The following is a 14252-nucleotide window of genomic DNA, read 5'->3' on the forward strand; positions in this document are numbered from 1 at the left end:
GAAGCGCGCCATTATTCCCCCAGCAGTAATCCGCCGAAGACCGGACATCGCAGGGCCCGCCATCAGTTTACTTTTAGGCACACTCCGCAGGACGCAAGAAGCCCTCGCCGCACGAAGTGCGCAGCGAGGGCTTCTTGCATGTCCGAGGACGTGCCTAAAAGTAAACTGATGGCGGGCCCGGACGACTACAGGGCTATCGATTACCCCGTGTTCTGCAATCCTGCCGAGACGCCGGTCACAGTCGAAAGAATCAGGCTCATGTACTCGGCCTTCTTCTCCTCGGCCATCTCGTCCTGGTTCATACGCACCTCGCGAAGGGCGCGAACCTGGGCAATGGACAGGGCGTCGACGTAGGGGTTACGCACACGAACGGCGCAGCCGAGCACACGACGACGCTGCAGCGGCCATTCATCACCGACGATGGCAAGGACCCACTTACGCGTGAGCTGCATCTCGGTGAAGACCTTCTCGGACAGATCCTGGCGATCGCCCAGGTGCAGATACATCTTGGCGATGCGCTGGTCGGTCTTAGCGATCGACATCTCGATGTTGTCGATAAAGGTGCGGAAGAACGGCCACTCCTGGTAGGCAGCCTTAAGCTGGTCCAGATCGCCAAACTGCTCGCAGGCGGTACCCAGGCCGTACCAAGCGGCCAGGTTAATGCGCGCCTGGCTCCAGCTGAAGATCCACGGAATGGTACGCAGGTCGTCGAGCGACTTGGCACCCAAACCGCGCTTGGCGGGACGCGAGCCGATCGGCAGCAGACCGACTTCGGTCAGCGGCGTCACGGTCGAGAACCACGGTGTAAAGTCCTCGGTGTTCAGCAGGTCCAGATAGCGCTCGTGGCTTGCGGCGTTGAGCTTCTCGGCCATATCCCAGAACTTCTGCGTGGTCTCGGTGTTGGTCTTCTCGACACTCGGGGCCGACTGCAAAAGCGTTGCGGCGGCAACGGACTCAACATGGCGCTGAGCCAGCGTGCGGTTACCGTAACGGGCAAAGATGACCTCGCCCTGCTCGGTGAGCTTAAAGAAGCAGTTGACTGAACCCTTGGGCTGCGCCAGCACGGCCTTGTTGGCCGGGCCGCCGCCACGGCCCACGGCACCGCCGCGACCGTGCATGAGCACCAGGTCGATATCGTTCTTCTCGGCCCACTTGGCAATGCGCTCCTGCGCGGAGTGCAGCGCGAGCATGGCCGTGGTAGGACCGGCGTCCTTGGAGGAGTCGGAATAGCCCAGCATGACCTCCATGCGGCGGTTGGTCTGGGCAAGGCGCTTTTGCACCACGGGCAGCGTAAGCATCTGGTCGAGCACGTCGACGCAGCCCTCGAGGTCCTCGAGCTGCTCGAACAGCGGGATCACGTCAAGCTCGGGGACATCCTCCTCGTGTGCAAAGGACAGGTGGGCAAGCTCAAAGACGTCGGCCACATGCTGGGCGCTCTTGGTGAACGAGATGATGTAGCGGTGCGCCATCTTCTTGCCATAGCGCTTTTGGATGGAGCCGATAGCGCGGAAAGTATCGATGACCTCGCGCGTCATGGGCTGCAGGTCGCCATGGATACCGTTCTCGTGGATATCCTTGAGGGCGCGGGCGTGCACCACGGAGTGCTGACGGAACTCCATCTCGACCATATGGAAGCCGAAGGACTCGACCTGCCAAATGATGGTCTGGACCGGGCCGTAGGCAGCACGGACGGCACCGCAGGCGGCCAGCGAGCGCTGGACGACGCGCAGGTCATCCAGGAACTCATCGGCGCTGTGGTACATGGTGTCGGTGATACGGCGCACGGTGGCGTTCAGACGGTCGGCCATGACGAGCATGACGGCGCGATGCGGCTCGTGCTCGGAGATCAGCTCGGCGCGGGCCGTGTACTGGGTGCTCATCTCGACCTGATGGTTCCACAGGTTGATGAGCTCGGCCGACGGCTTGCTGTAGGTGGCCTCGAGCGTGAGGTTGCGGCCGATGCGGCGGCACTTGTCCTCGAGTTTGAGCACCATGTGGGTGAAGTACTTGGCGGCGACCTCACGGCTCACCTTGGCGGTGACGTTGGGGTTACCGTCGCGGTCGGAACCGATCCAGCTGCCGGGATGGAAGAATGCCGGGCACAGCGGCGGCACGGTACCGGCCTTATCACCCAGCACCCAGTCGTCAAAGCGACGATAGATGACGGGGATAACGTCGAACAGCGTGTTATCGAAGATGTCGATGATGGTATCGGCTTCCTCGACCGGCGTGGGCTTCTTGAGCGCGATGGGGCTCGTACGCACCAGGGCGTCGATCTCCTGCAGCATATGGCGCTCGTTTTCCACCAGGTCGGAGCCGCCCAGACGCGGACGCTCCTCCAGCAGGTTGGAGATACGGCGAATCTTGCCCTCGACGGCCTTACGACGGGCCTCGGTGGGATGCGCGGTAAAGACGGGATGGAACTCAAGCTTGCCGAGCAGCTCGTTGGCGCCCTCGACGCCCAGCTCATTCACCAGCTGGTGATAGGCGACGGTAAGCTCGTTGGCGGGATCGACCTCGGTATCAGTCGACGCACCGGCCTCGCGCTCGCGCAGCTGCGCCACACGGTAGTTCTCCTCCGACAGGTTTGCCAGGTGGAAGAAGCTCGTAAAGGCGCGGACGATAACCTGCTGCTTATCGAGCGGCAGACTATCGATCAGATCGACGACCTCGCGAAACGCCACGGCGGTGGGCTCGTCGGCGGTGGGCACGCCCTGCTCGTCGACGGCCTCGTCAGCGGCACGGCTACCGGGGTTGCCGGCATTGGCCACGATTTCGGCCGACAGAATCTTGTCGAACAGGTCCGCGATCTCGGGATCATACTCGCTAAGCACACGGCGCTCCAGGCGCAGGAACAGCGCCAGATTATCGCGCAGCTCCTCGGGGATCTCGATCTCGGCGAGACGCTCCCTGGACTCGGCATTCGAGCCGATTCGGTTAACGAGGCGGTTGACCACGGCAGCGACGCGCGCCGCGGCTTCGGGTACAGACTGGTTGCTTAGGTTCTCAGCCACGTTTCCTCCCATTCCTCCTTCTATGCACGTAACATGCGATATTCATTATAGGCACTCGGCAAAAACTTTCGGCGCTGATTGCGCTTTACCACACAAAAGTATTTTCTGCATTGCAAGGGTTTTTGCCCTAAATGGTCGTATTTCTCGGTGGGCGGCATACGCAAACGGGGGCATTCCGCATAAAAGCGAAACACCCCCGTAACAATCGCTCTTCATGAGCAGGGCACGATAGCAGGCCCGCAGCTCAAAAAGATGCGCTACAGGCGCTCGCGAACCGCCTCGACAACGTTGGCCAGATCGACGAGTACCTCGTCATGGCTCTCCATGTCGCGCACCTTGACCTTGCCGGCGGCAAGCTCGTCGCCACCCAGGACCAAAATGAGCTTGGCGCCCACCTTGTCGGCCTGCTTAAACTGAGCTTTGAGCGAACGACCCTGGTAGTCGGCCTCGGTCACGATGCCAGCGGCGCGAAGCTCCTGCGTGATGGCAAAGACGTTCTGGCGCAGCTCCTTGCCGGCATTGGCAACGTAGACGCACGGGGCCTCCTCGGCACCCAAGTCGTTACCAAAGGCCTGAAGGGCCAGCAGCGCACGCTCAAAACCGACAGCGAAGCCGACGCCTGCCGTGGGCTTGCCACCCTCGAGCTCGACCAAGCCGTCGTAGCGACCGCCGCCACCGATGGAGCCGACACCGGCACCGGGAGCCTCGACCTCAAAGACGGTACGGGTGTAGTAGTCCAGGCCACGCACCAAGGTGGGGTCCTCGACATACTCGATACCCGCCGCATCCAGATAGCGCTTGACTTGCTCGTAGTGCTCGCGGCACTCGTCGCACAGGTTGTCGCCCATCAGCGGGGCGTCGGCCATGATCTCGCGGCAGTGGTCGTTCTTGCAGTCGAAAGCGCGCAGCGGGTTGAGCTCGGCGCGCTCGCGGCACTCGTCGCACATCTCGTCGGCGTGATCGAGGATAAACTGCTTGACCTGCTCGCGATAGGCCGGACGGCATTGGGCATCGCCCATCGAGTTAATGAGCAGACGGAGCTTGGAAAGATCGAAACCAAGACGCTTGTAGAACTCCATGAGCATGATGATGCACTCGGCGTCGGCAGCCGGATCGGGAGCGCCGAGCCACTCGATGCCCACCTGGTGGAACTGGCGCAGGCGACCCTTCTGAGGACGCTCGCCGCGGAACATGGCCTCGGCGTAATAGGCCTTAAACGGCGTGGAGCCCTGGGGCACCAGGTTGTTCTCCACGACGGCGCGCACCACACCGGCCGTGCCCTCGGGACGAAGGGCCAGGCGCTGCTTGGGCTTGAGCTTGGTGTCGGTACCCTCGGTAAAAACGCGCTCCAGGTTGGCGCCGCTAAACACGCGGAACATCTCCTTGCGCACGACGTCGGTCGACTGGCCGATACCGTGAACAAACACGTCCACCTGCTCGATCGCGGGCGTCTCGATGGGTTTAAAACCAAACGGCTCGAACACGCCGGCCGCAATCTGCTGCATCTTTTGCCAGGCGCGCATCTCGGCGCCGATAAGGTCGCGGGTCCCCTCCGCCTTCTGTGCCTGCATGGGCAAACACCTTTCTTTTGTATCGCGTCATAGGTAGTGGTCATTATACGGCACAAAAACAAAACGCGGCGGCGCGTCTGACCGAACGAGGGTATGGGGGCTCGTTCGGCCAGACGCGCCGCCGCTGTTTGTGATCCGCTTTCCTCCGTCCCCTTCGGATCACGTGATCTGTTGGGGACGGAGGAAAGCGGATCATTTCGTAGGCCCGTGGCCGCCTTGGAAACCGAATGATGGTACGAGCATCCATTCGGCTTCCAGGGCAGCCACGGACAGAACGGGGCGAACAGTAAAGAGCGATGGACGTCTACTCCCCCGCCACGCTCGCGCGCAGCTTGGCGGCGATGGGCTCGGATGCCAGCAGGAACACGAGCATGACCACGGAGCACGCCAGGCACACAATCCAGGCGCTCGCAAAGGAGCCCGTGGCATCGAACAGCACACCCGAGACAATGGCACCCACGGTGCCGCCGACCATCTCGAGCGAGGTAATGGTGCCCGTGACCTTGCCGAGGTCGGCCATGCCAAACTGCTTGGACGCGGCGATGGTAGGCGTGATGGTGCCCATGCACGTTCCGATACCAAAGCTCACAGCGGCCACGATGGGGCCGAGGTCGGTTGCGGGGAAGCACAGAGCAACGCAGGCGATAATGCACGCAACGGATCCCAGCACGTTGCCAAAGCGCAGGCCAAAGCGATCGTAGATGGCGCCGAGCGAAATCTTGGCGATAACGACGGTGACCATGTAGGCCGAAAGCACAGTGCCCGCCCACATGGGATCGTGACCGCCCGTGACGATCTTGGCGCCGTTGACGGTAACGCTCGTCATGTTGGTAACCTGGTTGGGCAAGATGGCGCCGTTAACGAGGCCCATAAAGAGGAAGGCGACGACAAGCAGCCAAAACGCCGGGCTCTTCTTGATGCGAGACCAGCCAACGTTAACCTCGGGCGCCGTGTACTCGTCCTTGTCGCCAGCCGTCGAGACGGACGGATCGCCCGGGTTCTCGCCGAGCGGCTTAAGACCGATCTCGGAAGGCTTGGTGCGGAAGGAATAGGCCGTGATGGGCAGCGCCGCCACCATACAGATAGCCGCGAGCACCAGGAAGGCGGAACGCCAGCCAACGCTCACGATCAGCGAGCTCACGATCGGCGAGAGAATGGCCCCACCAAAGCCCGAGCCCGAAAGTGCGATGGAGATGGCAAGGCCTCGCTTGGCCGTAAACCAGTTGGCGGTCACAAGGCTGATGAGCAGGCGGGTCGAGGCGACGGCAAAGCAGCCCGAAACGGCAAAGAGCACGTAGACCTGCCACAGCTCACCGACAAAGCTCATGCCGGCAAGAACGGCAGAGGTGGCGATAACAGTGAGGGAGCCCAAAACGCGACCACTAACCTTGTCGGCAACATGGCCGATGACAAGCGAGCCGACAACGCTCACCACCGTGGAGATGGCGTTAGAAATGTTGTACTGAGCAAGAGAAATGCCCAAGTCGCTGACGATAAGCGGCTGGAACAGGCTCATGCAGTTGACGAAAATCGTGTAGCACGTGGCCATGATCACAAAGCCGGAGGCCACCACGAGCCAGCCGGGGAAGAACTTGCGTTGCCGGGACATACTGCTCCTTATTTAACAAACGAATAGCCGGCGCCGGGCGCCGGTAGTGCCCAAGATTGCCTTGAAAGACAAGGGCATAGGCCTTACGGCCATGCCCGCAGGCTTGAAAGGCAAGGTTGGGTGCTACCGGTGGTCGGCGATATAGCCCAAAGCGACGGCGGTATAGGCCGCGGCACCGAGCGGCAGCTCGGCATCGTTAAAGCGCGCCTTGGGATGGTGCTGGGCAAAATGCTCATCCGTATCGGTTACAGCGGCGCCCACGGTAAAGTACGCGCTCGGGATCTCGCTCGAGATAAGCGCAAAGTCCTCGCTCGCCATGGCGTGGAACAACGGCAGGAAAGCTGCCTTGGGCAATGTCGCACCCACATAGCCCAGCGATGCCTGGGTCATATCGTCATCGAGTACGAGTGGCGGAACATCCGAGAGCGTCTCGATGGTCGCCGGCGTACGATACGTTGCCGCGACGCCATTGACGACCTCGGCAATGCGGCTCTTAAGATGCGCCATGAGCTCGACATCGAAGCCACGCAGCGTTCCCTCGAGCACGCAGGTGTCGGGAATGACGTTTGCCGCCTGACCGCCAGCGAACTTGCCAACGGTAAGCGCGACCTCCTTGGCCGCCGGCACCTCGCGGGAGATGAGCTCCTGAAGCGCCAGATGCACATGGACGCCGGCCGTGATGGGGTCGATGCAGATCTCGGGGCTCGAGCCATGGCCGCCCTTGCCCTGCAGTGTAATGCGGAAACCGTACACGCCCGAAAGCGCCGGGCTTCCATAGAGCACCAAGCCGAGCGGCGATTGGCTGTTAACATGCATGGCGAAAGCCGCCTGGGGACGCGGGTTCTGCAGCAGGCCATCGGCAATGGCAGCGCGGGCGCCCTCAAAGGTTTCCTCGCCCGGCTGAAACAGCAGCTTAACCGTGGCATTGGCATCGACAAGCTCGGCCTCGCGAGCCTTGAGCAGGCGGGCGGCACCAAGCAGAGCCGTCGCATGCATATCGTGGCCGCAAGCATGCATGCAGCCGTTGACAGAGGCGAAAGGCTCGCCCGACTCTTCCGCGACGGGAAGGGCATCCATGTCGCCGCGCAGCATGATGACCGTGCCGGCCTGATCGTCCGTGCACGTACCGTTGCCCTGGGCCGCCACGGCCGCACCGGCACCGATTAAGCCCACAACACAGGAGCCGTCGACGAGCGTGACAAACGGGATGCCCATCTCGGTCAGACGTGCCTGGATATACGCAGAGGTTTGCGGAAGGCGATTACCCAACTCGGGCGTCTGGTGCAGGTCGTGGCGCCACGCAGCAAGCTTGTCTGCAAAAGCTTGAGCCTCGGCAACAAGACCGTCACCGATAGCGGCTTGCGCTGCCGGGGTGGCCTTGGGCGCTGGTTGCGGTTGAAAATCGGACAGAGCTGGTGCCATAGATGCCCTCCAGTATTATTTGTGCTGCAAGCACTTTGATGGTCTAAAGTGCAAGGCATAACTGTAAGGGCGTTACATACAAAACGCCGCCCCAGGAGGGCGACGCAACAAGTTGTTTACAATTGCGCGCAATTATTTCGGCGCAAAAAATCGAAATGTGTCTCGCTCAAGATGATCGACAAGAAGATGAGGACGAAGCCGGCAAGCAGACGCGAGGTGAGCGCCTCCCCCATCAGCAGCACCGAAAACAACACGCCCGAAGGGGACTCCATCGATAGGAGCAATGAGCCCGTCGAGGCCGGGACGTGCGCCAAGCCGACGTTTTGGATGAGCAGCGCCACGCACGTGCAGCCCACCGAGAGAAAGGTCATCACGCCGATAAAGCTCGGCGTCCACACGGACAGAGGCGCTTGGGTCTCGAATAGCAGCGACGAGACCAGGCTCAGCACGCCGTTGCCCACAAACATCCAAAACGTGATGACGTTGATGTCCATTTTGCGACCGTACTTGGCCGTCACCGACATCTGAACAGCAAAGAAAACCGCACCGCCCAGCGTGATGGCATCACCGATGTTGAACTCGACGCTATCGAGCGCCACCAGGCCAATGCCCGCCAGACAGAGCAATGCGGCGCCCAAGTTGTAGCGAGTGAGCTTTTCGCCGCTTAGGAAATAGCTCGCGAACGGGACCAAAATGCAATAGGTGCCCGTCAAAAAAGCGTTCTTACCCGCCGTGGTCTGAGCCAGACCGACCGTCTGCAAGGCATAGGCTGCCCACATGAGCGCGCCCATGCTCAGACCAACAATCAGATTGCGAGCGTTAAGGTGGGCGGCGATGCGCTTGCGAAAGATAACAAACATGACCAGCGCTGCGGGAAGAAAGCGAACATAGAGCAGTTCGAACACCGGGATGGTGTCGAGCGCGTCCTTCATAGTGGTAAAGGAGTAGCCCCAGATAATCGCCACCGAAAGCAGTAGAACTTTCCAGAACAGCGGCGAGCGAGCACCGGCGCCACGGGAGGTGCCGCCCGCACCCAGGTCATCGCGAGCAACAGGGCTATCGGGCATGTTTTCGATTTCGTTGGCAGCGTATTGGGCCATGGAACATCCTCACACTCAATCTGGGCGTGGTGTCCGCACGCGTATGGCTGCGTGCCGCCTCATGGTCAAATAAAAACGGGGCGCACCGGACCCCCGGCACGCCCCGCTACTGTAGCAACAACCAAGCAACCCACGCAATCCAGCCCGCTAAAGCGTTTTGTTCCGCCGTTCTACCGAACGGCGGACCGGCCGACGCTGCATCAGCGTTAACGCTGCCGCATCAAATTAGCTTTGTCGACTCCAGCTTTTCGATAATCCAGTCGTTGGCTTTGATGACCGGACGGCGGAAGACGACGCCCAGGGCTAGCGACGGAACCAGATAGCTCGCCAGAATACCCAGCTCAACCCAGTACTCCATATGGTAGGCGCCAGCCATGGCGGCATGCATGGCGTTGATACCGTGAGTGAACGGCAAGAACGGATAGATCGCCTGGAACACAGGGCCGGTCATCTCGATGGGGAATGTGCCGCCCGAACCACCGACCTGCATGACCAACAGCACGACAGCGAGCGCCTTGCCGATATCGCCAAACGACACCGTAAGCGTGTAGACGATATTGGAGAACACGAGACTCGCGACCCAGCCCGCCAACACAAACTGCAGCGGGTTGTCGCACTGAATGCCAAAGAACAGGATGTCGCCCGCGCACACGAGCGTCGCCTGTAGCAGGGCCAAACCGCCAAAGAACAGGTAACGACCCAGGTAGATCTCGTGCAGGCGCACGGGGATGAGCTCGTTGATGAGCTCATCGTCAACCGAGACCTTCATCATGGCCGCCAGTACGATCGAGCCGACCCATAGCGACAGAATCGTGTAGAACGGCGCCATGGCCGAACCGTAATTGCGAATCGGATAGACCGGCTTGCGGTCGAGCGCGACGGGGCCGGAAAGCGACACGGCCAGACCCTCGGGATCATTGCCGATCATCGTCTTGATCGTAGCGAGGTCATCCGACATCAAGGCGCCGTCGAGCTCGTCCTTAAACGCGCTGATCTTGTCCGACGCCTCGCCCAGCTGATCGGAAGCCTTGTTGACCAGCTTTGCAGCCTTAGAGAGGCCCTTTGCCAGCGAACCGGATGCGTCGGTCAGGTCGTCTACGGCACTATCCAGATCGCCCGAAATACCATTCAGTGAATCCAGAACCCCCGAGACGGTCTTCTTGAGCTCCTTGGCCTTAACCGAGAACGTGGAATCGTAATCGGATTTGGCACCCGCGATACCGGCCTTGGCATCGGCGATGGCCTGATCGACCTCGGCACGCGAGTTGTTGACCTCGGCCATGCTATCGGAGAGAGACTTCGCGGTGGCCGCCAGATCCTCGGCATTGTTGCGGTACTCAACGGCGATTCTGTCCAGCGACGTCGCGGCGGACTTGAGGCCGCCCTTCAAATTCTCATCGCTCACCTGGTCGGCAAGGCTGCGGAGCTGATCGGCCATCTCATCGATATCCTTGGCACGTGTATTGAGCGCCGCCGCGGCATCGTTGAGCTGAGACACCGTAAGGTCGACATGCTGATTCGCGGCATCGAATGCCTTCGCAAGCTCGGCGGACACGTTGTCGAACGAGCCCGCGCTTCCGTCAATCGCGGCGTTGATGGCGTCGTTGGCGGCCTTCAGCGCTTCTTTGGAATCGCTCATGCCGCTCTTGGCGTGCTCCATCAACTGCTTGGTCGACTCGTCGACCGTACCCGTCTGCTGGAGCATACCGCTCGCCGACGTCAGCGAATCGGACGTAGAGCTCAAAATGCCCGCCAGCGACGTTGCGCTGGCCTGAACGTCCTGCAGGTCCTGGACCGAGTCACCGAGCGTCGATGACAGGTTGGCGATAAAGTTGCTGACCTGGTCGGTGCTCATGTAATCGAGCAGGCTGGACACCGTCTTAAGACCGATGCTCGTAATGGTCTCGGTAAAAGATTCGTTAACCTGGTTCTGAACGGCGCTCGAACCCTTCTCGGTCACGATCTGCGCGATGGCGTTGGCCTTCTGGTTCTCGTAAAACTCGATATCGGCGTGTTTCACGTCGGTCGAGAAAAGCGTCATCATGTCAGCGCTAAACGTTTTGGGGATAACGACGGCAGCATAGTACGCGCCCGACTTAACGCCCTCAATTGCCTTTTCGCGGTCGTTGAGGACAACCCAGTCGAAGTTCTCGTTGCCGCGCAGGGTGGCGGTTACGTTTTCGCCCACGTTGACCTCGACGGGAATCAGATCGCTCTCGTAGCCCTCGTCGGTGTTGACCACGGCGATCTTAAGATTGCCGGTGTTGCCGTACGGATCCCAGCTGCCGGCGATGTTAAACCACGCGTACAGACACGGCACGATAATGAGGCCCATCACGACAATCAAGCCGATCACGGAGCGAGACACGTTTTGGACATCGCGCTTAAACAGATGCAGGATGTTCTTCATTTATGCCTCACCTCCTTTGGAGTGCTTGCCAAGCGCGGTGGTATCTCCATCATTTGTGGCTGTGCTGTCGCTGCCCTGAGATTTATGGTGTGGGCCGATATGCGGCAAGCGGCCCGTGGACTGATCGCAGCCCTTGGCACCACGCTCGCTGGCGTTGAGGCCAAACATGTGGCGGGCGGCAGGAATGGCGGCCGTGTGTTCGCGCATCTCGCGACGCAGGTCCTCATCCGAAAGCGCCGAGATGCGCATCTGGGTATTGAGGCTCGCGCGGATATATTCGATATTGATAAGCCAGCCGCAGATGGCAATAACCGAGATGATCCAAATGACAAGCAGGATGATCTTGCCGTTATTGTCGATATCGAGAACCGTCGACAGGACAAAGAGCAGGACCTGAACGCCCACCACGGCGGCAAAACCGCCCTTGATGTAGTACGGGTAGCGATGTTCAAAGGCGACCGCATGATCGAGCAGTTCGCGACGGTACGAATCGGAATCGAGCATGACACGCATGGCCGTGCGCAGCGAGTAGCGCTGGCGCGGCAGGTCGTTGGACTCGCAAATCATCATACCGGTCGTGGAAAGCTGTTTATCAAAGAGCAGGTTAAGGTTGAGCAGCAGCGGACGCAGCTGCAGGCCGATAAAGAGCGCCACGATCAAGAACACGCCCAGAATGCACAGGTTAAACAGGTAGTTGAACGAATACATGCCGCCGACCGTCTCGCGCAGCAGATTGATGCCGTAGGTAAAGGGCAGCAGCGGGTGCAGCCACTGGAAGAAGCCGGGCATCATCTCGATGGGGTACATGCCCGACGAACCCGGGATCTGCACGATGACGAGAATGACGCCGATAGCCTTGCCGATATGCTTAAACGTGGTGGACAGCGCATAGATGATATTGACGTAGGTGAACGAAATGGCGATGCCGCCCAGCACGAACAGCAGCGGGCTGACGCACTGCACGCCAATCACCAGATCGCCTACCGTAACGATGATGGCCTGCAACGCGCCCAGGATCACCATGAGCAACCAGCGGCCAAAGTAGCCTTGGCGCGCCGTAAAGCTGCCAACACCTTCACGGTCGACCTCGAGCTTGTAAATGGCGATGAGCACATAGCCGCCCACCCAAAGCGCCAGATTGGTGTAGAAGGGAGCGATGCCCGAGCCAAAGCTCTTGACCGGATAGATTGACTTGGACGTCAACTCAACCGGAGACGCCATGAAATCTGCCACGTCATTGACATCGACGCCCATCAGATCGGCCAGCTCGCCCATGGACTCGGAGGTCTGCAGCGCCGCGATGTCATTGGCGGCGGTTGCAAGCTTGTCCTGGACCTTGGCAAGCGAGGAATCGGTCTGGGACAGCGTGGTCTTGGCCTGGCCGAGCGTAGCGCTAAGCTGCGCCAACGTGCCGCGCGCATTTGCAAGTGTAGGTGTCATACCCGAGACGATACCGGTCAGGTCGCCCGAAACGGCAGCAAAAGAGTCGAGCGCGCTCGAGGCCTTCGGCAGCGCGTTTTGGCCCAAGTCCGTCTGGGCTTGGCCAAGGTTGGTCGCACCGGTATGAATTGCGTTATTGATAGCGTCACTGGCACCCGAAACAGCCGCTGCGTCATTCGCCATGGCGCACGACTGCGCGGACAGACCGTCCTTGATGCTCTGAAGCTTTTCATTCTGCTCTCGAAGCAAATCGATGGTCGATACAATGCGCGCGTCAATTTCCTCGGAACCTGTCGACGTGTCATTGGCGAGAATCTCCAAGTGCCCGATAACGGCCTTATTGTGGTCGATCGTCGCTTGAAGAGACTCGAGCGAGTTGTCGATACGGGTGGTCGTAGATGTAACCGCGCCCGTCAGCTTGCCGATGGCAGCGTTCGCAGAGGCCGACGTCTTGGTGAGCGCAAGGCTGCCTTCCGAGAGCGCCTTGGAGAGCGAGGTGATGGAGTTGCCCGCCGTGGTGCGAGCTTCGCTCAGCAGGTCGTTGCCCTGGGAGATCGCCTGCGTCAGCGACGGTGCCTGGCCTTGCAAGCCGGCAAGTGCCGCATCAGCCGAGGCGATAGCGCCACTCGTCTTATCGATGGCGGCATTCATATCGCCAATCGAATCGCGCACCTCGCCCAAGGTGTCGGACGCCTCGGACACCGAACTTGCCAGCGAGTCCTGAGTCTGGGTTGCCTTGTCCTTTAAATCGACACCGGCATCCTTGGCGATACCGGCAACAGTCTTGCCTACCGTAGAGACAAATTCCGAGTTGATCTGCTCCTCGATGGTGTTTGCACCGGTATCGGTAACCTTGGGCGCAATGGCGCTCTTCTTCTCATTGACGTAGTACGTGAGCTTGGGCTGATGGTAGTTGCCGTCGAGCATCGAAACCAGGTTATCCGAGAAGTTCTTGGGAATCACGATAGCGGCATAGTACTCGCCGCTCTCGACGCCCTCCTTGGCATCGGCCGTCGAGTCGACGAACGTCCAGCCCAACTGATGATTCTCCTTGAGCTGGTCGACCACTTTGTCGCCAGCGTTGAGCTCACCCACCAAGTCGTTTTGGGTGCCTCGATCGTTGTTGGCGATAGCAATCTTGATGCCTTGGGTGTTTCCATACGGATCCCAGTTTGCCACGATGTTATACCAGGCATACAGCGAGGGAATAACGCACACGCCTAGGGTAACCACCAGGGCGACGGGGTTCACAAGCAGTCGCTTAATGTCGCGCTTAAATATCGCAAAGGACACCTTTGCATTGGATAGTTTGCTGCCGAGACTCACGCTTGGACCATCCATCCTGTCGTTAAATCGAATCGTACTATCGACAACCATTGTAGTAGGCGCTTTAACGTCTCAAAGCACAATGGTGTTGAGTTTTGCGGGTAGCAATATACTACGAAGATGAGTTAACGTACAGATGTACAGTATCCTAAATTTCAGCAGGTCACAAAACCACAACCCGCACAAATTAGCAATTCAAATAGTCATCGGGGACGTTCTTAAACGACTAGTCAAACAAAAACGTCCCCAATGACTACTTAGGACCACGGCAACGTCGATGTTTTGGCAATGCCAGCGAGCGGGCGCCAGAGCGAACAAATTGGCATGAAAAGAGGACGGCATAGACCTTCTGGTCATGCC

The 14252-nt window shown here is 59.8% G+C and carries 7 protein-coding genes; all 7 read right to left on the bottom strand.

Annotated elements, in window-relative coordinates:
- Positions 1 to 200: 200 nt before the first annotated feature.
- On the bottom strand, positions 201 to 3014 hold the full coding sequence (locus tag I2D41_RS02010; RefSeq protein ID WP_411161265.1) for a phosphoenolpyruvate carboxylase: 2814 nt from the start codon (positions 3012 to 3014) through the stop codon (positions 201 to 203).
- A 257-nt stretch (positions 3015 to 3271) separates the two neighbouring features.
- On the bottom strand, positions 3272 to 4585 hold the full coding sequence (gene hisS, locus I2D41_RS02015) for a histidine--tRNA ligase (protein WP_195363375.1): 1314 nt from the start codon (positions 4583 to 4585) through the stop codon (positions 3272 to 3274).
- Between the two features lie 304 nt (positions 4586 to 4889).
- Positions 4890 to 6194, bottom strand: coding sequence for an MFS transporter (locus I2D41_RS02020; RefSeq protein ID WP_195363376.1), 1305 nt, complete (start codon positions 6192 to 6194; stop codon positions 4890 to 4892).
- A 123-nt stretch (positions 6195 to 6317) separates the two neighbouring features.
- Positions 6318 to 7616: a M20 family metallopeptidase gene (locus I2D41_RS02025; protein ID WP_195363377.1), complete on the bottom strand. Its 1299-nt coding sequence runs from the start codon at positions 7614 to 7616 to the stop codon at positions 6318 to 6320.
- Between the two features lie 116 nt (positions 7617 to 7732).
- Positions 7733 to 8716: a DMT family transporter gene (locus I2D41_RS02030; RefSeq protein ID WP_195363378.1), complete on the bottom strand. Its 984-nt coding sequence runs from the start codon at positions 8714 to 8716 to the stop codon at positions 7733 to 7735.
- A 220-nt stretch (positions 8717 to 8936) separates the two neighbouring features.
- Positions 8937 to 11126 carry a YhgE/Pip domain-containing protein gene (locus I2D41_RS02035; protein WP_195363379.1) on the bottom strand — a complete coding sequence of 730 codons (2190 nt, stop codon included), beginning with the start codon at positions 11124 to 11126 and terminating at the stop codon, positions 8937 to 8939.
- Complete coding sequence (locus I2D41_RS02040; RefSeq protein ID WP_271741626.1) at positions 11127 to 13892, bottom strand: YhgE/Pip domain-containing protein; 2766 nt, start codon at positions 13890 to 13892, stop codon at positions 11127 to 11129.
- Positions 13893 to 14252 lie beyond the last annotated feature (360 nt).

Source organism: Collinsella aerofaciens, assembly GCF_015552075.1.
Taxonomy (GTDB): Bacteria; Actinomycetota; Coriobacteriia; order Coriobacteriales; family Coriobacteriaceae; genus Collinsella; species Collinsella aerofaciens_Y.

Bases quoted from the DNA above. Each gene is read 5' to 3' on its own strand.
- hisS (WP_195363375.1), bottom strand. From the start codon at position 4,585: ATGCAGGCACAGAAGGCGGAGGGGACCCGCGACCTTATCGGCGCCGAG.
- I2D41_RS02020 (WP_195363376.1), bottom strand. From the start codon at position 6,194: ATGTCCCGGCAACGCAAGTTCTTCCCCGGCTGGCTCGTGGTGGCCTCC.
- I2D41_RS02025 (WP_195363377.1), bottom strand. From the start codon at position 7,616: ATGGCACCAGCTCTGTCCGATTTTCAACCGCAACCAGCGCCCAAGGCC.
- I2D41_RS02030 (WP_195363378.1), bottom strand. From the start codon at position 8,716: ATGGCCCAATACGCTGCCAACGAAATCGAAAACATGCCCGATAGCCCT.
- I2D41_RS02035 (WP_195363379.1), bottom strand. From the start codon at position 11,126: ATGAAGAACATCCTGCATCTGTTTAAGCGCGATGTCCAAAACGTGTCT.